This is a genomic window from Myxacorys chilensis (assembly GCF_059505265.1).
The window spans coordinates 1-20,942 of sequence record NZ_JCACKG010000017.1 but is presented as its reverse complement, the minus strand read 5'-3'; the positions used below and the strand labels follow the sequence as shown (position 1 = coordinate 20,942).

The window sequence follows — 20,942 nt, the reverse complement described above, 5'->3', positions numbered from 1 at the left end:
ATCCTGTAACAGTGAACGATCTTCTGGGTAAGTAACGATGGTAACGATAGTAGGTAGCGGAGAGCTATTTCCCAATTCAGGAATGTCCTCTAATGCTTTGAATGTCTTACAGAATGCGAAAGTGAATTTTACTGAAAAAGCAGGACAGGCGGCAGGTGCGATCTCAGAAACTGTCAGCCAAGCAAAAGCTGGTTTGTCGGGAACGAGTGAGACAGTGATCAATCGGGTCACAGAAACAGGTGGTCAGATTATCGGAAAAGGAGCCGAGACAGTTGGTTCGACCAAAACTGTGATCGCTGATAGTGTTCAAAAATCATTGAATAGTACAGTTTACGCCTGGCTTAACGCTCACCCACTGCTATCTTGGTTCCTGACACATCCTTTTTATACAATCGGCATCGTTCTACTCACCCTATTACTACTGTCAGGTTTACTGAAAGCCTTCAGTCGGATTACTGAGCAAGCCTGGGTGTTTATTTTGCAATTACCCTTCAAACTCGGTAAACGGCTGCTAGGAATGGTTACTAAACCACTTGCAATTCGGGCTACTGTTGTCAACTCCTCTAAAAGCAGTCCACAGGAGCAACTTGCCGAGATTCTGTTGCGACTAGAAGTAATTCAACAGGAGCAGAATACATTGATGCAACAGGCAAAAACAATTTTGACGTTGGAAAAAAATACGTCAGCAGCGATCGCTGACTGAATTAGAAATTCAATGAAATTCTGTTTGATTCTATAAAGTCATCGAAGAACTAAAACTCTTCTACCGAAATGAAAAAGGGTACATCTTTGACGATGTACCCTTTTTGAGGTTATGCGGATGGCGAGACTCGAACTCGCAAGGCAAAGCCACACGCACCTCAAGCGTGCGCGTATACCAATTCCGCCACATCCGCTTAAGCCTTACCTAGAATAGCAGAAAATTGAGCGATCGCTTACAAATTTGAAAAGTTTGATCATTTGAGCGCTTGAATTTCGGTTTGGAGGTTAAATCGGGCGATCGCATTCAATTCTTCAACCATGAACTCGGTGAAATAAAGTTGTGTGCGCTCTAAAAATGCCTCTAACACTTGACAGCGCCTGGCTCGATAGTCTGCCTCCGAAACCCAAGCATATTCTTGTCGAATCGCTGAAGCGTATTCTTTGTACTGAACTGGGGCTGCACCCAAAATCGCTAAATCAGCATCTAACAAAATTTGAGCATCACTATCCATTGGTTCCACAAGATGATGCTTTGTTGCGAGGATCAGATGGCTGACTCTCTCAACTATGAAATTTGGAATTTCGAGCGCGCTCAATACCTGACTGGCATAGGCTGCGCTCATTTCTTCGTTATCTTGCGATCGCGTGTCGTAGACAACGTCATGAAACCAGACCGCTAATTGAATGGCTGGCAAATCGTGAGCACCTGACTGCAAGCGATCGACCCATTGCAGAACCGACTGGATATGAGCAAGAGTGTGATAGAAGCGGTGTGGCTCAGAATAAGCGTTGACCAGATCAGAAAATACAGGGATTGCAGAGGTGGAATTAACGGAAAGCTTTTGTAGTAGGGCGATCCATTGGTTTCGTAATTCGATTAACCGCGATTGGCTTTGCCAAGCTCCACAGGATCGCTTCATGACACCTCTAGAAAATGACGTGGCAAACGCTTAGAATAGGCAGCTAGTTTTCTTTCCTCACCCTATGCCGTTTCAAGCGTCTCTCGATCAGATTATTACCGTTCTCAGTGCATCGACTCAGAATCTATTCAATCGCGCAGATGTAGCAACCGGAATTACAACTGATAGCCGGAATGTTCAGCCGGGAGATGTGTTCTTGGCGTTGCGGGGTGAGAAATTTGATGGACACGATTTTGTTGAAACCGCAATTTCACAAGGCGCGATCGCCGCGATCGTAGACGAAGCTTTTCCGTCGTCTGATCTCTCCTTAATCGTAGTTAAAGATACCTTAAATGCGTATCAAGCCTTAGGGCACTGGTGGCGCAAGCAGTTCGACATTCCAATTATTGCAATTACTGGATCAGTTGGAAAAACGACCACCAAAGAAATTTTAGCGGCAGTTCTTTCTCAATATGGTCGTGTACTAAAAACTCAGGCGAACTACAACAACGAAATTGGCGTTCCAAAAACGCTGTTAAACTTGAGCGCTGATCATGATTTTGCTGTGGTTGAAATGGGAATGCGAGCGCCAGGAGAAATCGCGCTATTAAGCCAGATTGCCAGCCCTGATGTGGCCGTGATTACTAATGTTGGAACCGCTCATATAGGGCGACTTGGATCGAGAGCCGCGATCGCGCAAGCCAAATGCGAACTGCTTGCTGAAATGTCGCCTGATTCTGTGGCTATTCTCAACCACGACAACCCGCTTCTAATTGAAACTGCCGCTATGGTCTGGCAGGGCGACACCATCACCTACGGACTGACAGGCGGCGATCTGCAAGGTGAAATGCTTAGCGCTCCAACGGACTTAGCGGAGCGAACCCCTCCGGAGCTTAGCACCAATGGCTTAAGGCTTGGCAGTCTAAATTTTGAATTGCCTCTTGCCGGAGAGCATAACGCGCTGAATTTTCTAGCGGCGTTAGGCGTTGCAAAAGCTTTGAAGCTGGATTGGTCAAAGCTCACATCGGGTCTAGAGATTGATTTACCAGGAGGGCGATCGCGCCGTTACGACCTGGCAAACGATGTCGTGATTTTAGATGAAACCTACAATGCGGGATTAGAATCGATGTTGGCATCGCTGAAGCTGTTGGCGCAAACGTCTGGAAGCCGCAAAATTGCGGTGCTTGGAACCATGAAAGAGTTGGGCGATTGGTCAACTGAGTACCATCGACAAGTTGGCGAACGGGTAAGAAACCTAGATTTAGACGCATTGTTAATTTTGGCGGACGAGGCAGAAGCGGAAGCTCTTGCCCAAGGGGCCGCGCCACTACGTTCTGAAAAATTCACAACTCATGCTGATTTGGTGAGCCGCTTGAAAGAAATGGTGCAGCCGGGCGATCGCATTCTATTTAAAGCGTCACGAGCAGTGGGATTAGATCAAGTGGTTGAAGGGTTGCGAGACGCATTGAGCAAAGATGCAAAATGAATTACTACGCAAAATGAATGACTACATTGTTCTGCTCATACTTCTAAGCCTCGCTTTCGTGAGGCTTATTGCGCTCAACCGTTTTATGGAACGGTGAGACAATTCTCTTACACCACATTAAAATTCCGAGAACTAGCCTCGTTCTTGTTGCATAATCAGCCTAACTAATCCGTTAAAGATCTCCTCGACTGTATGTATGAGGAATTGAGATGAACAGTGAAAATTTTAGGCAGCCTCTGAATGTCGAGCAGAATTTCAGTCCACGATTTGCCGATCGCGACTTGCCCCTCTCTACCCTGCAAACCTTTGTCACAACGCCCCTCGATCGACTGCTGACGCCTCAGAACACTACTGATGCTCAAACAGATGTTCTCACGCTCTTTCATCGTGTTGCTGGCCGCGTTCCGGCTTACCAAGCCTTTCTCAAGGCACAAGGCATTACTCCGACTGACATTCAAACTTTTGACCAGTTTCAGCAGCTTCCTCTCACCACCAAAGCCAACTACATTCAACAGTATCCCTTGCCTCAGCTTTGCCGAGATGGACAACTTGCAGGATGTGATATGGTTGCCGTCTCTTCGGGTTCCACCGGACAACCTAGCTTTTGGGCGCGATCGCTCGCCGATGAATTTTCAGTCGCCACTCGGTTTGAGCAAATCTTTTATGACAGCTTTCGCGCTGATCAACGGCGCACTCTAGCTATTATCTGCTTTGCGCTTGGTACCTGGGTAGGCGGCATGTATACCGCAAATTGTTGCCGCCATCTTGCCGCAAAAGGTTATCCAATCACGGTGGTCACTCCGGGTAACAATAAGGCCGAGATCTTTCGAGTTGTACAGACGTTAGCTCCATTGTTTGAGCAAACTGTGCTGCTGGGCTATCCGCCTTTTCTCAAAGATGTGATCGATAGCGGCATCACCCAGGAAATTGACTGGCAAGCGCACCAGGTCAAGCTGGTGATGGCAGGGGAAGTCTTTAGTGAAGAGTGGCGATCGCTGGTTGGAGAACGGCTTGGCTCAACGGATTTCTGTTTCGATTTTGCTTCACTCTATGGCACAGCAGATGCAGGAGTGTTGGGCAATGAAACGCCGTTGACCATTTGCATTCGTCGCTGGTTGTCCTCTCACCCTGACATTGCCCGGACGCTGTTTGGCGAGTCTCGTTTACCAACGCTAGTGCAGTATGATCCCTCCAGTCGCTTCTTTGAAGTGCAGGACGGAAGTCTGCTGTTTTCGGGAGACAACGGGGTTCCCTTGGTGCGCTATCATATTGCCGATCAGGGCGGCATCCTTCCTTACGAAACCTTGCTCTCGTTTCTTCAGAAGCAGGGCTTTGATCCTCAAGCAGAATTACAGCGCGATTCGTTTCGTGAAGCTCCGAAAGGGTTCGCGGCGAAAAGTCCATTGGATCGCGGGATTCGTCCTTTGCCCTTTGTTTATGTCTTCGGGCGATCGCACTTTACCGTGTCCTATTTTGGAGCGAATATCTACCCCGAAAATGTAGCGGTTGGATTAGAGCAAGTCCCGATCTGCAACTGGGTAACCGGGAAATTTGTCATGCAAGTGGTAGAAGGTGCCGATCAAAATAAGGCATTGTCAATCGTGGTAGAACTTGCGCCTGATGTTGAGGAGAGCAACGAAAAACGAAGCGCGATCGCAGACTCAATTCGACAGCACTTGCGGCGGCTGAACAGTGAGTTTGCGCATTATGTACCCGATGCCGATCAGATTCCTCAAATTCAGCTACGAGCAATGGGTGATCCGGAATACTTTCCGGTTGGGGTGAAGCATCGTTACACCCGTTCCTCATCAGGCTAGAAATGAGCAATGTATTTCTGCTGATGACGCGACTTCTTGTGAGACAAAACTTACAAAAATAGCATCATCTAATTAGATGATGCCAACTCAGTCCTGATATTCAATTTATAAACCAATTTATCAATGGTTGTTTTAATGGAACTGATTCAATTCCTATGGTTGAACCAATCACACTAAGAGTAATGACTAAAGATATGAAACTTTGTAGCCTAGAAGATTAAATTGCAATCGAATCCTGAAACAGTTTCACAAACGGTTTATATTGTACAGAATCTATCTATAAGCTGAGAAAACAGCGATCGCAATTTTAGACAGGCGCAATAAGCAAAATGAGCAACGAGTTAACTACCTCAGCAAGCTAAATCAACAACCCAGTTGCATAAAAGGAACTGTGCAACGGCAGTCATTTCTTCTTAGGAACACTCAGCGTTGGCAACGACGGACGAGATGACTGAGGCGGAAGAGCATAGGCAACCCGTTCTTCTCGAACTGTCTCCGAAGAACGACGATAAAACTGCCACCACCGCAAACCAAGAGCGGCAGAAACGACACACAAGCCAAAGAAGACTAAAGACAAACTTTGGTCAATTCCTCCGATCGCTACATCCACTGCACCTGCTGTCAGGATAAAGCCCGTAATTGGCTCTTTTCCATAAACTGACTTCAATACCCGATTCCATACAGCGTTCATCACAGGTTGCTCGATTACAGCGACTTCTTATATTCTAAAACGTTCGACCTAGACCAATAGAACTCACCTAAGTAGAGTCTTCTAGCCCAAACGCTTTTGTTGACATTTCTAGAGATACTTAAGTAAAACTACATGACCTCAGGAGGTAAGTCTGCTTAATACGATACCTCCTTACCTACTCTCAGCGCTTATCTTAACCCAAGCCAAGATAAAACGCCTTGCCCAGTAACGTACTCGATCGCAAGCGCAATCACAAACCCAAGCATAGCTGCCCGACCATTAAGCCGCTCTGCATAGTCATTAAAACCAAACTTAGGCTCTTCAAATTTAGGAGTAGTTGTGGGTTGAGTGGATGTCATGGTGTGTAACCTCAGCGTGTATAAATCTTAAGAGGAGCGAACCAACTACTGTCATTTCACAACGTGTCATTTCACGACGTGTTATTTCAAGGTAGATCGTCTAACAAGGCGCTAAAAACTAACCTTGATTTCACAATTCTTTACCTTGCTTCTCCTATTCTAAACGGGACTGAGACAGATTGTTCATGGATCTACTAAACGGATGACTGTCATCAAAAACTAGGCACACTAAGCTAGAACTAGAGAGCCGCAAAAGAGGTTTAGATGGAAATTGGCGTTCCTAAAGAGACGAAGGATCAGGAGTTTCGCGTTGGTCTGACTCCAAGTAGTGTCCGAGTATTGGTCGAGCAACGACATTCGGTGTTTGTTGAGAAAGAAGCAGGGCTAGGATCGGGCTTCTCAGATGCAGATTATGTCGGAGCTGGCGCAACGATGGTTCCCCTTGCGCATGACGTTTGGAATCGGGAACTTGTGGTGAAGGTTAAAGAACCCCTTACCTCTGAATATGAATTTCTTCGCAAAGGGCAAATTCTATTTACCTATTTGCATTTGGCAGCTAATCGCACTTTGACGGAGCGGTTGCTAGAGTCAGGCGTAAGCGCGATCGCTTACGAAACGGTTGAATTGCCTGACCGACGCCTGCCGCTTTTAACGCCTATGAGCATTATCGCTGGGCGGCTTTCGGTCCAATTTGGCACACGTTTCCTAGAACGGCAGCAGGGCGGACGGGGTGTTTTGTTGGGTGGCATTCCGGGGGTCAAGCCAGGTCGCGTAGTGATTTTGGGCGGCGGAGTTGTTGGCACTGAAGCGGCACGAATGGCGATCGGAATGGGTGCACAGGTACAAATTCTCGATGTGAGTGTCGATCGCTTGTCGTACTTAGAAACAATTTTTGGGTCGCGAGTCGAGCTACTCTACAGCAACTCTAGCCACATTGAAGAAGTGGTTCCCAACGCAGATTTGCTGATCGGTGCGGTTCTAGTTCTGGCAAAGCGAGCGCCAATTCTGGTATCGCGCGAACTGGTCAAACACATGCGTCCGGGTTCTGTGATTGTCGATGTTGCAGTCGATCAAGGCGGCTGCATCGAAACCATGCGTCCGACGTCACACACGCATCCCACCTATGTTGAAGAAGGCGTTGTTCATTATGGTGTGCCAAATATGCCCGGAGCCGTTCCCTGGACGGCAACCCAAGCGCTTAACCACAGTACGCTTCCCTATGTGGCAAAACTCGCAAATGGCGGTTTAGCAGCGTTAGAACGCGACCCTATCTTGGCGAAAGGATTAAATGTGCAGAATCATCATCTGATTCATCCTGCTGTTCAAGAGGTATTTCCAGACTTGGTTTAAGAAGTGCTTAAAGAGTTGTTTGAGGTTCATCCAGACGTTGTATGGCTCTGGTTAATTGTGCCTTTACGAGGGCGATGCGATCGCTTAACAATTGCCCAACATAAGTCTACTCAACACAGCTCTACAACACTATCCCCGCTTTCTTAAAGCAATAGGAATCTTTGCATAAAAAAGCCTCCTGCAAGAGGAGGCTTCAGAGGTTAACTAGAGAAATTGAAAATCAAGAATGGAGGATTAACCCACCGCGAGTGCACCTGCAAGGGCGGCGGCTCCTGCTGATACGATCGCAGTGGCAAACAACCACCAAGCCGCCGATGCCGCCGCTTTGCGCGTCTCTTCAGCTTGCTTCTTCGCCTGCCGCTTCACCTCTTCAACCCGTCGCTGCGCTTCTTCTTGCATCCGCTCTGCACGTCGCAAAACGCTGGTTCGAGCATTCTCAACTTGGTCGATGATGCGATTGGCTTGCGCTTCAGAAACGTCGTCTCGTGATGACAGCACTGCCACAAGAGTTTCGCGATTGAAGCTGCCTAAGCGATCGCGCATGGCATCAAAGCCAGCTTGGGGATCGTGAAACATCGTCCGCACGTCGCTGCTGATACCTTCATAGTTCAGTTCAGGACGCTCTAAGCCGTTGAGGTAGGAGCGGATGCGCTCAAAGATACCGTCGATCACAGCCTGAATTCGATCTTGAATGGCATGAACTTGAGCCATAAACTGGTCACGCACCGACAACACGTTATCCACCACTCGTGCGGCTTCTTCTTCGGTCATGTCTTTGCGTTGAGCCAGCAATGCAATCAGAGTCGAGCGATCGATGTGAGAGACGCGATCGCCAAGATTACCAAACCCAGCGCGAGGATCTCTCAACAACAGTTGCAGATCGCGCTTGATCCCATCCGGGTTCAATTCTTCTTTGTCGGTGTTGCGAAGATAGCTATCTAACGCGGACTGGAAATTCTCAACCCGTTGCTGAGTCCGGGCTGCCAACCGACGAGGCGATCGCACAAGGCGACGGATACTACTTTGCAGATCATCAATGATGCGATTAACCTGCTCTTCCGAGAGGTCTTGACGCTGAGCTAAAAGCTGCACCAAGGTCTCGCGATCCATTTGCGATAGCCGAGACCGGAAGCGATACATACCCGCTTTCGGATCGTTGAGCAGCACATTCAAATCGCGCTGAATACCTTCAGGATTGAGTTCATCCCGGTTGGTGTTACGGAGATACTCTGCGATCGAGCTGGTAACACTATCGACTTGATCTTTCGCTTTGCTAACCACAATTTGGGGAGCGTGCAGAACGTTATCTCGCACATCTTCCAATTGGCTCACAACGCGATCAGCTTCTTCGGGCGTCATATCTTGCCGTTGACCGAGAAGCTGTACTAGCGTATCGCGGTCGAACTGGCTGAGCCGTCCGCGTAAGGCAGAGGCTCCTGCTTGCGGATCATCTAATAAGGTTCTGAAGTCCCGTTTGATGGCATCGGGGTCGAGTTCATTCTTGTTCGTGTTTCTGAGGTAAGACTCGACGCGGATTCGGAGCGCTTCCGCTTCAGATCGGACTCGATCTTGGGCTTCTTTTGACGAATTGAGCACGCGATCGCGGCTCGTCTCAAACCGTGAAACAATTTGATCGGCTTCTTCTGGAGATAGATCTTGCCGTTGTGAAAGCAACTGCACCAGCGTATCGTGATCGAAGCCGCTTAACCGAGAACTGAGCGCATCGTACCCTGCGTCCGGGTCTTCTAACAGCAGGGTTACTTCCCGTTCGATCGCGTCGGGGTTCAGTTCATCCTTATTCGTAGAGCGCAAATAGTTTTCTACTCTAGAGCGCAGATCCTGCGATCGCTCTTGTTCATCAGCAACCCCTACTGAGCCTAAAATACCCGTCCGAATCGCTTCAAGCTGATCGGCAATGTCTGACACTCGTGCCGCAGGCAAATCGCCCCGCTGCGTCAGCAGATGGACAAAATCAGTCCGGTTTAAGCGTTCTAGCTCTCGCCGTACCGCCGCTGGATCAGCCTCTGGGTCATACAAGACTTCGCGGAACTCAGTGTTCAGGGTTTCGCGGTTTAAGTGCCAAGAATAGGTATTGAGTAGATAGTTTTCGACATCGGAACGAATCGGGCTGAAGCCACCGGATGACACGCGATTGGTTGCTTCTTTCGCACCACTCGTTACCTTGTCTTTGGCGGTTTGCAGTTGTCCTAAAATCTTCTCGACATCGAGATCCGACAAGTCAGTGCGCCCCAACACACTACCCATCAAAGTAGAGATCCCCATTTGCACAGCGCGATCGAGCAAGTTACCTTGGCCTTCTTTTTGGGGCCGCTGCGCCATAGATGCGATCGTTGACATTTGATCGCGCATCGAGGTTGCTTGGGCTTGCTGCGTCCCTTGCAGCAGTTGCCCTTGGCGACGGACTTCTTCGGTGAGTTGCTCAATCCGCCGATTTAGCTCGTTTGTATCGACCTGACCGGATTGAACTGTCTGGAGATAGTCGCTCAGGCCTTGAGTTGGGTCTTTACGCCCGAACCGCCCTAGTGTGTCGTTCCAAACCGACTCTAGCTGATCGACTAACCGTTGCGATTCTTGACGAGACAAATCGGTGCGGTTGCTAACGAGGTTGACAAACGTGTTGCGATCGATGTGTCTCAGTCGATCAATCACATCGGCAGGAGAGCCGCCCCCTACAATGTTTTGTAGTTCAGGATCGTTCACTAGCCCTTCTAGCTCGTGGCGCACCCGTCCCATGTCAAGCTGCGCCGGACGGACGCGATCTAGGTAATCTTCTAGCGAATCTCGAATACTACCTGGATCGACCGCAGAGCCGAGTTCCCGTCGAACTGCTGCTGCCGCTGCTTCTGCGGTAGAGACCACTTGCTGATTCACAGCCTTGGCCCCGATCGCAGCACTCACTGTTCCAACCAATGCCTGAAAGCCAGAGGTAGCAGAGTTCACTAATGAGCCAACGAGCGATCCCACGGTGCTAGAACTGACCCACACGAGTAGCGTAAAGTAGGTCGCCCAGATCACCAAACCTATGATCGCACCCAATGCTGCACTCTCAAGCAAACTCAACTTAACTGCCAAGAGACACGCAAGAAAGAGTGCGATTGTTACAGTAATCAGCGTCCAAATACCAACCGCAAAGCCAATTTTGCGGATTGTACCGCCGACACTGCCGGAATCATGGTGATCATGGTGATCGTGATCATCATGATCGCTATCTCGACCAAGATAAGAAATTCCAGCCGCGACAGAAAGATTTGTTAATACTAATTGGAATGCAAATGCTAATACAACGCCTGAAATTAGAGCCACAAAAAACTTCGGACCTGAAAATACTAGTGCAGCATCTTCAGGTCGGGTAACGCCTCCATCAATAGGAACCTGAGCAAGTTGACTCAGTTCCCACGATATGTTTACCAATTGAATCATAGAATTTCCCTCATTAGACTCCGCCCAACGCACAAAAGATGCGTCAGTGAGACTCCGATTTTGAAACAACCTTTGTACTTAGAATCGTCGAGTAGGGGGACTCACATCATCAGTCGGAGGAGATAAGGGGGGATCTACTGAAAGGAGGAGCAGTCGCTCAAATCAGGACACGTATTTTTTCGTTTAGATCGACGAGAGGGCAATCGATAGAGAATGTTTTGTGGGTTCGGTTGCATCCCAAGTGGCCTGAAACACCTTTGATGTTTCTAATGTGTGTAGCCGATGATACCAACCGTAGGCAATAAATTCTTCTGGTTCGTCTGAAATCTGTAAAAAGTTTGTTCCATACAGCCCGCTTTTCTCGCTACCCGTTACCACATAATCATCGGGATCAACCGGATGGTAGGGGCCTGCGATCTGCTCTGAGGTATACCAATAAAGGGACGAATTCGTAATGCGCTGATGACGTTCTCGCTGCAACCAGGTTTGCTCAAAGAACATTTTGAAACACGAAAAGAAGAGGTGATACTTACCTGCTTTGTAAATGACTTGAGGACGCTCCATGTGATAGTACGCCCAGTTGTCAGTCATTTCGACCACAGGCGGAAGAATTTCATAAGGCCCAGTAATGCGATCGGCAACAGCTAAACCAACGCAGCCTTGAAACTGACCCGTTGCTTTTGCAGATGCACAGATGAACATATAGTATTTGCCTGTCGTTTCATCCTTGATCACATAGGGATCACGCCAGTGAAAATGATTCGTCCAATTGCTCCGTCCATACCAGAGGTCGTCAGGATCAGGCATGATCAAAGGACGATCGCTCTGTCGGGAGAACTGCAAGCCATCTTTCGATACGGCTAAGCCAATGCCCTCGTTGCGGAGGTGAGGCATTTCTTTACCGCCAGCCGAGTAAAACAAGTAGTAGGTATCGTCTTCTTTATAGGTACATCCCGCACATACTCGACCCGACTCCCAATCGTTCTGTGGGTCAGGTTCTAGTAATGTTCCTAACTCTTCCCAGTGTTCTAAATCGGCAGACACCGCACCACAAATATTACTTATCGTCCACCACGGATTTTGCCCCTCGACGCCTTTGAGGTAAAACAGACGGTAAACCTCGCCATCTTTTAAAATCCACGGATCCCAGACCATAGGCCCAGTTCCGCGAGAACGTCGCAACAAATGGGTAACGGCTTGACTAAGTTTGAACTGAGTACGCTGTGCAAAACTGGCGATCGCGGGATCGAGTAAGTCAGCCGGGAGTGGTTCAAGATAGGCGAGAATTTTGCGGTGCAGGGGCGTGAGCGTCATGATGAGAATGAGCAGGTTGGATTAGATAGCACTGTCGATCGAGTCGGGCACGATCTGAGGCTTGGATAAAGAAATTGTGCCGTCGTCGGCAAAGGTCGCCCAATCCGGATCGCTCACTCCTCCGACAAAATGTCCACCTTGATCTGAGAATTGGAATCCGAAAAACACCGGATTCGTCACTGATTCTGGACGAATTAGCTTTCCCGCGTGACAATTGACGGCCAGAACATTCGCGGGTTCGGGTTCCCAAGGAATGGCATCATAGCTGACCTGAGCGCGATCGCGGATGGGCTGCGATCGCACGTAGTACGTCATACCCAGCGGAATCGACTGATTAAACAGCGAACTCCAACGCGGACAGAAGATTAAATACAATCGCCAAGCGCTCTGGTCATTCGTTTTGCGCCAAAACACTTGTGGAACTTCTGTCAGCAGAAATTGAGGACTGGTGTACAAGACTTTGTAAGGTTCCTCTTGCCAATGCTCTAGATCAGTTGAGGTGGCGTAGGCAACGGCTCCATTTGCATCGGATACCTGATCGCATTTGTGAGCGCAGATAAACGCATAAAACTTACCGTCGATCTCATCTTGAATTACATAGGGATCGTGCCAGTTGATTCCGTCGAACTTGCTATCGACTCCAGGATTGGGAATGGTCGGTTTTTCGAGAGAGGTAGGCGTTCGGCTCCAAGTACTCAAGTCGTCTGAGACGGCTACCCCAATCTGCTGAGGACGCCGCCGCTCATAGGGAGTGGTAATCCAAGCATCTTCGTTGCGCCTTGCGGTATAGAACAAGTAATAGAGAGACTCGTACTGGAGGATGCTACCCGTCCAAATCGACAGGTTATCCCACTCGTCTCCGTCTCGTCGTTCAAACGCAGGCTGATCGACGCTGATTTCTTGCCAACCAAAGTCGGTTAGCACCGCGTGACCCACCGAGGCTAAATTATGGCGCTTGTCCGGATTGTAGGCGCAGGCCAAACGAGACGCTTGCAGATAAAACAAGTGCAACGTCGGCCCCTTGTACGCAAACCAAAAATCCCAACAGTACTTGTCACGCGGTTGCCAAGGCATAGGGTTAGGAGGCGATACTAAATTCCATTGCCGAAAGATTGGTCGTGGTATCAACAACCTGTTCTAACTGAAAGCCACATTGCTCGAACAAGGCTTGGAAATGTTTTTTCGTGCGCCATCCTCCACCCGGTACAGCAACATTGATCTGCACCGCGAAGATTCCTGGCATGATGCCGTCGGGAGCGGTTTTCGGCTCGTCGATATCGGGAACAAACGCTTGCAGCAGCACGATTCTGCCGTGAGGTGGCAGCGCTTTCTTACAGTTATGCAAAATTTTCGCGGCGTCTTCGTCATTCCAGGCTGAGATGAAGTACTTCATGACGATCGCATCTGCCCCAGTCGGCACTTCCTGAAATACGTCACCCGTGATGATTTTGATGGCCTCTAGCTCGATGCCTTGCTGCTCTAGATAAGCCGGAGCCGTTGCAGCAACATAAGGGACATCAAACAACATGCCATTGCAGCCATACCGCTTGACGATTTGAGCAATCAAGCCGCCCTGTCCGCCGCCGACATCCATAACGGTATCGAATCGGCTAAAGTCGTACGCATCTAAAAGTGCATCAACGGAATGATTGGTGAAGAAACTCATGGCGTTGATGAACACATCTCCGCTCCAATCGTTATCACGGCAAAACTCGTAGACTCCTTTGCCGTTTGCCCGCTCGAACGGAACTTCGCCGGTATGCAGGGCAGCTTCTAAGGTGTTCCAAGCGTCCCACTGAGCGGGTTCCAGCAGGTGCATTGCTAAGTGACCCATCGACGGTCCCCTGTGGGTCGCCAGTAAGTTTGACATCTCGGTTGGAGCAAACACTTGCTCTGGTTTTTCTTGCAGCACATCCACGTGTGCTAGGGCACGCAACACAAAGTAGAGACGATCGGGGGCAGTGTTTGTTTTCTTTGCGATCGCATCTACGCTCAGTTCTCCTTCGTCACACAGCAGATTGAAAATTTCCAATCGCGTTGCCACGTAAATGCATTGGCTTTTGACAAACGCCAAAATCATCTCAAAGAGTTGTCTCTTGGCGGCCATCGAGGTAGTAGTAGATTGGCTCAGGGTGGCTGTCATAGGTGAAGGGGTTGATAAAGAGTTAAGGAGTCTAGAATTCTCTCAGGGAAAGGAGTTTGGGCAGAAGCTTTGATAACTTGTCCTTTGATAACTTGTTTCAGTCACCGCCTAGCTCAACGAGTTTGCCGATATTGAAATCAATTCTGATCCAGCCGCCAAAGCGGCGCAGGTTACTGATCAGCAAGAGAGGAATTTGCCAGTGATGCACCGTTAGAAATGGCAGGGGATCGTTGACCTGAAAAATGGCATCCGTTCCCTCAGTTAGAGTTTTAAGCTGAGTTTGCAATTGTTGGAGCGATCGCACCTGCGTCAGCCGCCACAGTTCGTGATATAGCCAGTATGTCGGCTTGCTGGTTGGCAATGGCTGAAGTGGTTCAGGCAGCGGAGTTTGCCCCAAATATGCCTCGGCAACTCCAGGATGGTTGTAGAACATCGTGATTGCAGAATGGGTGCGGGGATTGCACTCGATCGCATAAACTTTGCCATCGTCGGCTTGAATAAAATCAAATGAAGCTTGTCCGGTCAGATTTAGGGCTTTCGCAAGGGTTTGAACCCACTCTAAAATTTGCCGCTGATCCACGTTTTCGTAGTTCACCTGAAACGCAGAAGACTCGCAGCAGCAGTGCAATCGCAACTCACCCTTTCGGATCGTGCTGTGCGTGCAGTACTCTTGCCCTGCAATAAATTCCTGCATGATCCACGGTCGTTCCTCGCTGATCGGCAGACTGTGAACAAAGGCAGCCGTTTCTTCGGGCATTGAACATGGCAATTTGGTCAGATCCAAGCGGCGTACCGAGTCGTAAGCAATGCTTTTAAGAATGTAGGGACGAGTTTCGCTGGAGAAATCGAAATTAATCACCTGTTCTGGATCGGTGATTCTAAACGATTTGGGAACTGATAGACCTAGCGATCGCGCCGTCTCCGCAAATGCAAACTTGTCATCCAACAGTGTCGTCATTTCCTTGTCAAACTGAAACACCTCGCAAGACAAGAGCGGCTTAATCAAGGACGTGTAGTAGCTTTCAACCGGACTTGTAACCGGAACGAAAACATCGATTTGTTCTTGTTCAACAATGTTCTGCAACGCTTCTGTATACGCCTGCAAATCCTTTTGAGGATCAGGAACCGTATAGAAGCGATCGACGGCATTGGAGAACCGATGTCCGCTCAGCCAATACTTATGCGTTTCGACCAACACAACCTGATGCCCTGCCGCGTGAAAGCAGCGAGCAAGCTGGAGCGCTTTTGTCATTTTGCCGCCCGACACCATCACCGTTTTTCCAGTCGAAGAAGGCGGTGTTCTGAATAGGCGAGTTAGTGCGCTCCAGACCAGCGCCACCAAAACCAGAAGACTGTTGATTGGCAGCGCGATCAGGAGGAGCGCCAACGTTGCGAGACTTTTTAGAGGAGTGGAGGTTGACTCCTGAGGTGTAGTGGTCATAGGCGTCTAATGATCGTCAAACCATCTCGCACGGGCAGCAACACTTGCTCAACGCGAGGATCGTCCGCCACAACTTGATTGAAGTGTGCGATCGCGGCTCCGTTTTCAGATTGTTCATTGGCTGGTAAATACGGCTGTCCCTGGAGCAGCGTGTTATCTACACAGATGAAGCCGTGAGGCGCGAGTAGATCCCGATCCAGCAAGGTTTGGAAGTACTGCACGTACTCTTTTTTGTCAGCATCAATGAACACCAAATCAAAACAGGTGCCCTCGTCTGCTAGTTGATTTAGTGTCTCCAATGCTGCACCAATCCTGACTCCAATCTTGCGATCATGAGTCGTTTTTTGAAACAGCGTTTGAGCCACTTGAGCCACGTAGGGATCAACTTCGCACGCCAACAAGCATCCATCTTCTGGCAACGCTTCCGCCATCGCTAATGCCGAATAACCCGTGAACATGCCGATGTCCAAAATGGTTTTAGCGCGAGTCATGTGGACGATCATTTTCAGGGCTTGTCCTTCCACATGTCCAGACAGCATCTCTTGTTCTAACGCTCGCACCGTTTCACCCGCAGAAAATCGATGACTCCATGCTTCTTGACTTGTGCGCTCTGCGATCGCCCTCAAGTCTGGCGATTCGTGAGAGGTACACGCTTCTACATAGGGATCTAATCCTGCTGCTAGTTTGAATGCCTGCTGCACATGCTGCTTTAGTTCAGCAGACACAGCCTCATTCTCTAAAAGCTGTGCTGCTGCCTTCAAATGGTCGGTTAGAATGCCGAGTGGCGTTACTGGACGCGGCTCGGCATGGGTAGAATTGAGCGTATTAACCATTGACAGCGCTCCCCGTCAATTGCTGATTCTCGCCCACATAAGCATCAATACCTGCCCCCGCACGAGGATAGTTAGCACAAATCTGCTTATGCTCTGCTAAAGCAGCATCAAGTTCTTCTCGCGTCAGGTCGTTGACAAAGTAGCATTCTCCAATTGGTCGAGGCATGGCGGCGCGCTGAAAGCCGTCACGAGTCAAGGTGATCGATTGAGTAGCATCCCAGAGCAAGTCGCCGTCTAGCAGGGGATGATCGATCGCCAGTCCAATTCGGCTCATCAGTCCTAGAATGCGATCGCGATCGGTGTCGCTAATGTAGCCGCGACAGGCTGCGATCGTCGCCGACAATGCCATATCGATCGCCACGGCATGACCATGCAACAGCGGCACGGCGGGCGATAATTCGAGCGTCGGACTCCAAGTGTGTCCGTAAGCGATGACGCGATCGAGGTCTAATTCATGCAGATTAGGCGTTTCTAATTCCAGCATAGTTTTGATCGATTCGTATTTAACGTTGTGTGCGATCGCGCTCAATTCAGGCGTGCCATTTACATATCCGAAGTGAGTATTCAATAACTCCTCTCCGTAAGTCTCTAACCATTGAAAGACTTCCAGATTCGACACAACAGCAATTTTCACTAGTTCTGCCATACCGTTGCGAATCTGATCAACAGGCAGCGTTTTTAGAAATGAAAAGTCTAGAAGCACTTGCTTCGGCGCGTGATAAGCTCCCAGACGGTTCTTGAGCTTGCCGTGATTGACCGCAACTTTAATTGCCACACCCGCATCAATTAGTCCAATCAGCGTGGTTGGAACGCGAATATAGTTGCTGCTACGACGGTAGGAGGCACAAGCGAACCCAGCCACATCGGTAACAAGTCCGCCACCCACAACCAGCACAGGTTCTTTGCGAACTAACCCAAAGTCTGAAAACGCATCGATGATCGCTTCAAACGTCTCGATCGTTTTTGTGGGTTCGCTGATGGTAATGGAGAAGACCGATAGCGCAATGTCATAGTACTGAAAATAGGCTTCCATCTGGCTTCCATACAGCCGGTAGACGTTGTGATCGACCACGGCGAGGCAGCGACCAAAGTTTCTGTAATTCTCAGCCAGTTCCGTATTCTTGAGATCAAATGCTCCATTTACCAAAACAAAGCTGAACTCAATCTTTTCGTACCCTTCTACGTGAAAGGTTGTTTCAGTCGCTGCAAATGTAGCCTGAATAGTAGTCATATCCACGTTGTCCTTCAATTCTAGGTTCAGTAACTAGGTTCAACAATCACCACAAACTTGGTCTCTAGCTGTAAAAATCGCCAGCAGACAATCCGCGCAGCTTCGCCTGCTGTTCTGATTTGTATCAGAACAACTTGGCTCACACGGGTCACACTCTGCACTAGTCAGAGAGCAAATGAGCTTTCGATAAAATTAATTTCGCTTAAGCTTGCTACAGATTTACGGTTCCTACAGAGTTGCGCTCTGCGCTAATCGCGAGCCTTTGAGCTACACAACTGCAACACTCAAACACTTATCCATCTCGCAAAACTGAGATCGCCGATCTGGTTCGATCTAGCGACCAAACTGCCATAACATTGCTTGAAACCGATAATCAATAAAGACTTTGAACCGTCTGAATTTCCCAATTGAGTAAAGGGAAACTCGACCAAAAATTTTCTTGATCTGAGCCATTGCGGATGAAACCGTAGATTACCCGTAGAATAGTGATTCTGATTGAATTGGAAGTCTATCTGAAGAAATAGAAATCTCGTTTTTATAAAGTTTTAATAACTCTGCCCTCATAATCGCGAGGAGTTTGAACTTTATCTCATTCTCGATATTGCTGAACGTGTGATGATTGTCAGGCTGTCATCTACGAAAGGAACTAGGTTTGATGGTCTAGCTTTGTCGGATTCCATCACAGAATCAGCAACACCTCATTCCCTTCACATACTCCTTCTCCGCTACACTGAAGGACGTGGGTTTAGGACGTTTGCATGACTGCTTCTCAAGGGACAACATTTGACGTAATTGTGATTGGATCGGGCATCGGCGGCTTAGTCACAGCAACCCAATTGGCAGCAAAAGGAGCCAGCGTTTTAGTGTTGGAACGCTACCTGATTCCGGGTGGCAGCTCGGGCTATTTCGACCGCGAAGGCTACCGCTTTGATGTCGGCGCATCGATGATTTTTGGCTTTGGCGATCGCGGCACAACAAACCTACTGACTCGCGCTTTAGACGCTGTAAACGTCAGCATCGATACGATTCCTGATCCCGTTCAGATTCACTACCATTTACCGAATGGATTAGATCTGCAAGTTCATCGTGATTATGAGAAGTTCTTAAACGAACTAATTGAAAAATTTCCTCACGAAGCGAAAGGCATTCGGCAATTCTACGATGAATGCTGGAAGGTGTTTAACTGCCTCAATGTGATGGACTTGTTATCGCTCGAAGAACCACGTTACTTGACGCGAGTGTTCTTTCAGCATCCCTTCGCCTGTTTGGGATTGGTGAAATATTTGCCGCAGAATGCAGGTGATATCGCCAGACGTTACATTCACGATCCGCAACTGCTGCAATTCATTGACATGGAGTGCTACTGCTGGTCAGTGGTTCCTGCCGATCGCACACCGATGATTAATGCTGGAATGGTGTTTAGCGATCGCCACTACGGAGGCATTAACTATCCCAAAGGCGGCGTCGGGCAAATTGCCCAGAAATTAGTTGAAGGATTAGAAAAAGCGGGCAGTCAGATTCAGTACAAAGCACGAGTGACAGAGATTGTTACAGAGAACGGGAAAGCGGTTGGCGTGAAGCTGGCATCTGGAGAAACCTATCATGCAAAGCGCATCGTCTCGAACGCGACCCGGTGGGATACGTTTGAGAAACTGTTGCCGCGCGATTGTATGCCTAACGCTGAGAAAAAATGGCAGCAGCGCTACCAACAGTCTCCTAGTTTCTTAAGTCTGCATCTTGGCATTAAAGCCGACGCATTACCCCTGGGTACAGAATGCCATCACATTCTGCTTGACGACTGGAACAAGATGGAAGCAGAGCAAGGCACAATCTTTGTCTCCATTCCAACTCTGCTTGACCCCAGTTTGGCTCCTGATGGGCATCACATCATTCACACGTTCACGCCAAGCTGGATCAGTGAATGGCAGAATTTAACGCCGAGTGAATATGAAGCCAAAAAAGAAGCAGCAGCCCATCGATTGATCGATCGCTTGTCTAAAATCTTTCCGAACCTCGATCAAGCACTAGATTTTCAAGAAGTTGGCACACCGAGAACGCATCGCCGCTTTTTAGGACGAGACAACGGCACGTATGGTCCAATTCCCTCCCGCAAGCTGCTTGGATTGTTAGGAATGCCATTTAACCGAACTGCCGTTTCAAATCTCTATTGCGTTGGAGATAGCACATTTCCCGGCCAGGGATTGAATGCAGTGGCGTTTTCTGGGTTTGCTTGCGCCCATCGCGTCGCTGTGGACTTAGGGTTGGGTTAATTGATTTGGATCGATGCCTTGCGATCGCAGATACGATCGCAGTCGCTCCAGCTCTTCACTTTGTTGCTGTACTACCGACTCAGATTGTTCGGCTCGCCGTTGCTCCCGTTCTAACCGCTGTTCCAAGGCTTTAATAATTTCTCCACTTTGAGCCGATTCTTCCTCAAAATTAGGAATCATCACGCCTTCAGGGGTGAAATAACGTAATTGATGATTCGCAATTCCCAAGTAGAGTTCTAGCTGCTCACTCCACATCCAACCTTCAGCCGTTCGAGGAATATCTTGGTAGTGTCCTGCTTGTAGTCGCAGTCCCACAAACTCTAGTTTTTTGGGGTCGGGATTAAACCAAAAATATTCGGGCGTCTGAAATAAATTTTGATAGAGATCTCGCTTTGTGGTTTGATCGGTTTTCGCGGTCTTGCGCGACAGAATTTCAACGATGACATTGGGATACTGTCCGTTTTCTCTCGACACCAGCCAGCTTCTACGCGGTCTCCGCTCTGTGCCTAATACGACGAAAAAATCAGGTCCACGAAACTTTTTAGATTGCAGTTCGGGAGGCTGATAGTAAATGCTGAGGTTTGCGGCAACAAAAAAGTCCTGCCGCTTCTGCCACCACCATTCTAGACAGGTTAAGAGCAAGACAATTTGAGCCAGATGGAGCGAATCTTCCAATTCGGGTTCATTGCTATAGGGTTCTTCCAAGAGGTCTAGGTTGGGAACTGAGACCATAAGGAGCATGGGGAAAGCTACACCGTTATTCTACTCCCCATACCCTGGCAGGGCTAATTTATTGTCAGCGTAGAAAGGTTAAGCTGGCGGTGATGTCTCCATTCACCGAGTATGACCGTCAGTTTAATTGAAACCCTCAAACAAGTGCAGGATTTTCGCAGCGCTCGCGGCAAGCGCTATGAGCTATGGGTGGTTTTACTGTTAGTCATTCTTGGCATGATGAGCCAGTGTCA

General features: G+C 48.8%; 17 protein-coding genes and 1 tRNA gene. 6 read left to right on the top strand and 12 right to left on the bottom strand.

The features are described 5' to 3' along the window. The first annotated feature begins 37 nt into the window (after positions 1-37). Positions 38-703: a hypothetical protein gene (locus AC5JLB_RS00930; RefSeq protein ID WP_495871978.1), complete on the top strand. Its 666-nt coding sequence runs from the start codon at positions 38-40 to the stop codon at positions 701-703. 112 nt (positions 704-815) lie between these two features. Here the strand turns inward: AC5JLB_RS00930 and AC5JLB_RS00925 are convergent. Both AC5JLB_RS00925 and AC5JLB_RS00920 read right to left on the bottom strand, forming a co-directional pair. Next, a tRNA-Leu gene (locus AC5JLB_RS00925) sits at positions 816-896 on the bottom strand. A gap of 60 nt (positions 897-956) precedes the next feature. Next, positions 957-1,622 carry an HD domain-containing protein gene (locus AC5JLB_RS00920; protein WP_495871977.1) on the bottom strand — a complete coding sequence of 222 codons (666 nt, stop codon included), beginning with the start codon at positions 1,620-1,622 and terminating at the stop codon, positions 957-959. 64 nt (positions 1,623-1,686) lie between these two features. Between AC5JLB_RS00920 and AC5JLB_RS00915 the strand changes: the two genes are divergently transcribed. Together AC5JLB_RS00915 and AC5JLB_RS00910 are read left to right on the top strand one after the other, a co-directional pair. Next, complete coding sequence (locus AC5JLB_RS00915) at positions 1,687-3,087, top strand: UDP-N-acetylmuramoyl-tripeptide--D-alanyl-D-alanine ligase (protein WP_495871976.1); 1,401 nt, start codon at positions 1,687-1,689, stop codon at positions 3,085-3,087. A gap of 209 nt (positions 3,088-3,296) precedes the next feature. Further along, positions 3,297-4,904 carry a phenylacetate--CoA ligase family protein gene (locus AC5JLB_RS00910; RefSeq protein ID WP_495871975.1) on the top strand — a complete coding sequence of 536 codons (1,608 nt, stop codon included), beginning with the start codon at positions 3,297-3,299 and terminating at the stop codon, positions 4,902-4,904. Positions 4,905-5,307: 403 nt separating this feature from the next. On the opposite strand, the gene AC5JLB_RS00905 is transcribed toward AC5JLB_RS00910, so the two are convergent. Together AC5JLB_RS00905 and AC5JLB_RS00900 are read right to left on the bottom strand one after the other, a co-directional pair. After that, complete coding sequence (locus AC5JLB_RS00905; protein ID WP_495871974.1) at positions 5,308-5,595, bottom strand: hypothetical protein; 288 nt, start codon at positions 5,593-5,595, stop codon at positions 5,308-5,310. Positions 5,596-5,783: 188 nt separating this feature from the next. Next, positions 5,784-5,954: a hypothetical protein gene (locus AC5JLB_RS00900; RefSeq protein WP_495696531.1), complete on the bottom strand. Its 171-nt coding sequence runs from the start codon at positions 5,952-5,954 to the stop codon at positions 5,784-5,786. Positions 5,955-6,218: 264 nt separating this feature from the next. Between AC5JLB_RS00900 and ald the strand changes: the two genes are divergently transcribed. Next, positions 6,219-7,304, top strand: coding sequence for an alanine dehydrogenase (gene ald / locus AC5JLB_RS00895; protein WP_495871973.1), 1,086 nt, complete (start codon positions 6,219-6,221; stop codon positions 7,302-7,304). A 234-nt stretch (positions 7,305-7,538) separates the two neighbouring features. Here ald and AC5JLB_RS00890 read toward each other — a convergent pair whose 3' ends face one another. The 7 genes from AC5JLB_RS00890 to AC5JLB_RS00860 all read right to left on the bottom strand — a co-directional run bounded on the left by AC5JLB_RS00890 (position 7,539) and on the right by AC5JLB_RS00860 (position 17,707). After that, on the bottom strand, positions 7,539-10,745 hold the full coding sequence (locus AC5JLB_RS00890) for an MFS transporter (protein ID WP_495871972.1): 3,207 nt from the start codon (positions 10,743-10,745) through the stop codon (positions 7,539-7,541). Between the two features lie 183 nt (positions 10,746-10,928). Further along, a complete protein-coding gene (locus AC5JLB_RS00885; RefSeq protein WP_495871971.1) occupies positions 10,929-12,059 on the bottom strand; it encodes a glycoside hydrolase family protein in 1,131 nt (376 codons plus the stop codon). A 21-nt stretch (positions 12,060-12,080) separates the two neighbouring features. Continuing rightward, positions 12,081-13,133, bottom strand: coding sequence for a glycoside hydrolase family protein (locus tag AC5JLB_RS00880; protein ID WP_495871970.1), 1,053 nt, complete (start codon positions 13,131-13,133; stop codon positions 12,081-12,083). A gap of 4 nt (positions 13,134-13,137) precedes the next feature. After that, complete coding sequence (locus AC5JLB_RS00875) at positions 13,138-14,202, bottom strand: methyltransferase (RefSeq protein WP_495871969.1); 1,065 nt, start codon at positions 14,200-14,202, stop codon at positions 13,138-13,140. 97 nt (positions 14,203-14,299) lie between these two features. After that, positions 14,300-15,643 (bottom strand): ATP-grasp domain-containing protein, encoded by a 1,344-nt coding sequence (locus AC5JLB_RS00870; RefSeq protein ID WP_495871968.1) that lies wholly within the window; start codon positions 15,641-15,643, stop codon positions 14,300-14,302. Continuing rightward, positions 15,640-16,476, bottom strand: coding sequence for an O-methyltransferase (locus AC5JLB_RS00865; RefSeq protein WP_495871967.1), 837 nt, complete (start codon positions 16,474-16,476; stop codon positions 15,640-15,642). Before AC5JLB_RS00865 ends, AC5JLB_RS00870 begins: the two co-directional genes overlap by 4 nt. Next, on the bottom strand, positions 16,469-17,707 hold the full coding sequence (locus tag AC5JLB_RS00860; protein ID WP_495871966.1) for a sedoheptulose 7-phosphate cyclase: 1,239 nt from the start codon (positions 17,705-17,707) through the stop codon (positions 16,469-16,471). The genes AC5JLB_RS00865 and AC5JLB_RS00860 overlap by 8 nt, the downstream gene beginning before the upstream one ends. 758 nt (positions 17,708-18,465) lie before the next feature. Here AC5JLB_RS00860 and crtH point away from each other — a divergent pair. Further along, positions 18,466-19,977, top strand: a complete 1,512-nt coding sequence (crtH, locus tag AC5JLB_RS00855) for a carotenoid isomerase (RefSeq protein WP_495871965.1) — start codon at positions 18,466-18,468, stop codon at positions 19,975-19,977. Here crtH and AC5JLB_RS00850 read toward each other — a convergent pair. Continuing rightward, positions 19,963-20,718 carry a Uma2 family endonuclease gene (locus AC5JLB_RS00850; RefSeq protein WP_495871964.1) on the bottom strand — a complete coding sequence of 252 codons (756 nt, stop codon included), beginning with the start codon at positions 20,716-20,718 and terminating at the stop codon, positions 19,963-19,965. The genes crtH and AC5JLB_RS00850 overlap by 15 nt on opposite strands. Positions 20,719-20,820: 102 nt before the next feature. On the opposite strand from AC5JLB_RS00850, the gene AC5JLB_RS00845 reads away from it, so the two are divergent. Then, positions 20,821-20,942 (top strand): transposase family protein (locus tag AC5JLB_RS00845; protein WP_495871986.1); only part of this gene is annotated, 122 nt, incomplete at its 3' end.

What these genes read in the sequence shown, in the direction of transcription:
- AC5JLB_RS00885 (WP_495871971.1), bottom strand. Translation starts at nt 12,059, where the DNA reads ATGACGCTCACGCCCCTGCACCGCAAAATTCTCGCCTATCTTGAACCA.
- AC5JLB_RS00930 (WP_495871978.1), top strand. Translation starts at nt 38, where the DNA reads ATGGTAACGATAGTAGGTAGCGGAGAGCTATTTCCCAATTCAGGAATG.
- crtH (WP_495871965.1), top strand. Translation starts at nt 18,466, where the DNA reads ATGACTGCTTCTCAAGGGACAACATTTGACGTAATTGTGATTGGATCG.
- AC5JLB_RS00880 (WP_495871970.1), bottom strand. Translation starts at nt 13,133, where the DNA reads ATGCCTTGGCAACCGCGTGACAAGTACTGTTGGGATTTTTGGTTTGCG.
- AC5JLB_RS00905 (WP_495871974.1), bottom strand. Translation starts at nt 5,595, where the DNA reads ATGAACGCTGTATGGAATCGGGTATTGAAGTCAGTTTATGGAAAAGAG.
- AC5JLB_RS00865 (WP_495871967.1), bottom strand. Translation starts at nt 16,476, where the DNA reads ATGGTTAATACGCTCAATTCTACCCATGCCGAGCCGCGTCCAGTAACG.
- AC5JLB_RS00875 (WP_495871969.1), bottom strand. Translation starts at nt 14,202, where the DNA reads ATGACAGCCACCCTGAGCCAATCTACTACTACCTCGATGGCCGCCAAG.
- AC5JLB_RS00860 (WP_495871966.1), bottom strand. Translation starts at nt 17,707, where the DNA reads ATGACTACTATTCAGGCTACATTTGCAGCGACTGAAACAACCTTTCAC.
- ald (WP_495871973.1), top strand. Translation starts at nt 6,219, where the DNA reads ATGGAAATTGGCGTTCCTAAAGAGACGAAGGATCAGGAGTTTCGCGTT.
- AC5JLB_RS00870 (WP_495871968.1), bottom strand. Translation starts at nt 15,643, where the DNA reads ATGACCACTACACCTCAGGAGTCAACCTCCACTCCTCTAAAAAGTCTC.
- AC5JLB_RS00910 (WP_495871975.1), top strand. Translation starts at nt 3,297, where the DNA reads ATGAACAGTGAAAATTTTAGGCAGCCTCTGAATGTCGAGCAGAATTTC.
- AC5JLB_RS00920 (WP_495871977.1), bottom strand. Translation starts at nt 1,622, where the DNA reads ATGAAGCGATCCTGTGGAGCTTGGCAAAGCCAATCGCGGTTAATCGAA.
- AC5JLB_RS00890 (WP_495871972.1), bottom strand. Translation starts at nt 10,745, where the DNA reads ATGATTCAATTGGTAAACATATCGTGGGAACTGAGTCAACTTGCTCAG.
- AC5JLB_RS00850 (WP_495871964.1), bottom strand. Translation starts at nt 20,718, where the DNA reads ATGCTCCTTATGGTCTCAGTTCCCAACCTAGACCTCTTGGAAGAACCC.
- AC5JLB_RS00915 (WP_495871976.1), top strand. Translation starts at nt 1,687, where the DNA reads ATGCCGTTTCAAGCGTCTCTCGATCAGATTATTACCGTTCTCAGTGCA.
- AC5JLB_RS00900 (WP_495696531.1), bottom strand. Translation starts at nt 5,954, where the DNA reads ATGACATCCACTCAACCCACAACTACTCCTAAATTTGAAGAGCCTAAG.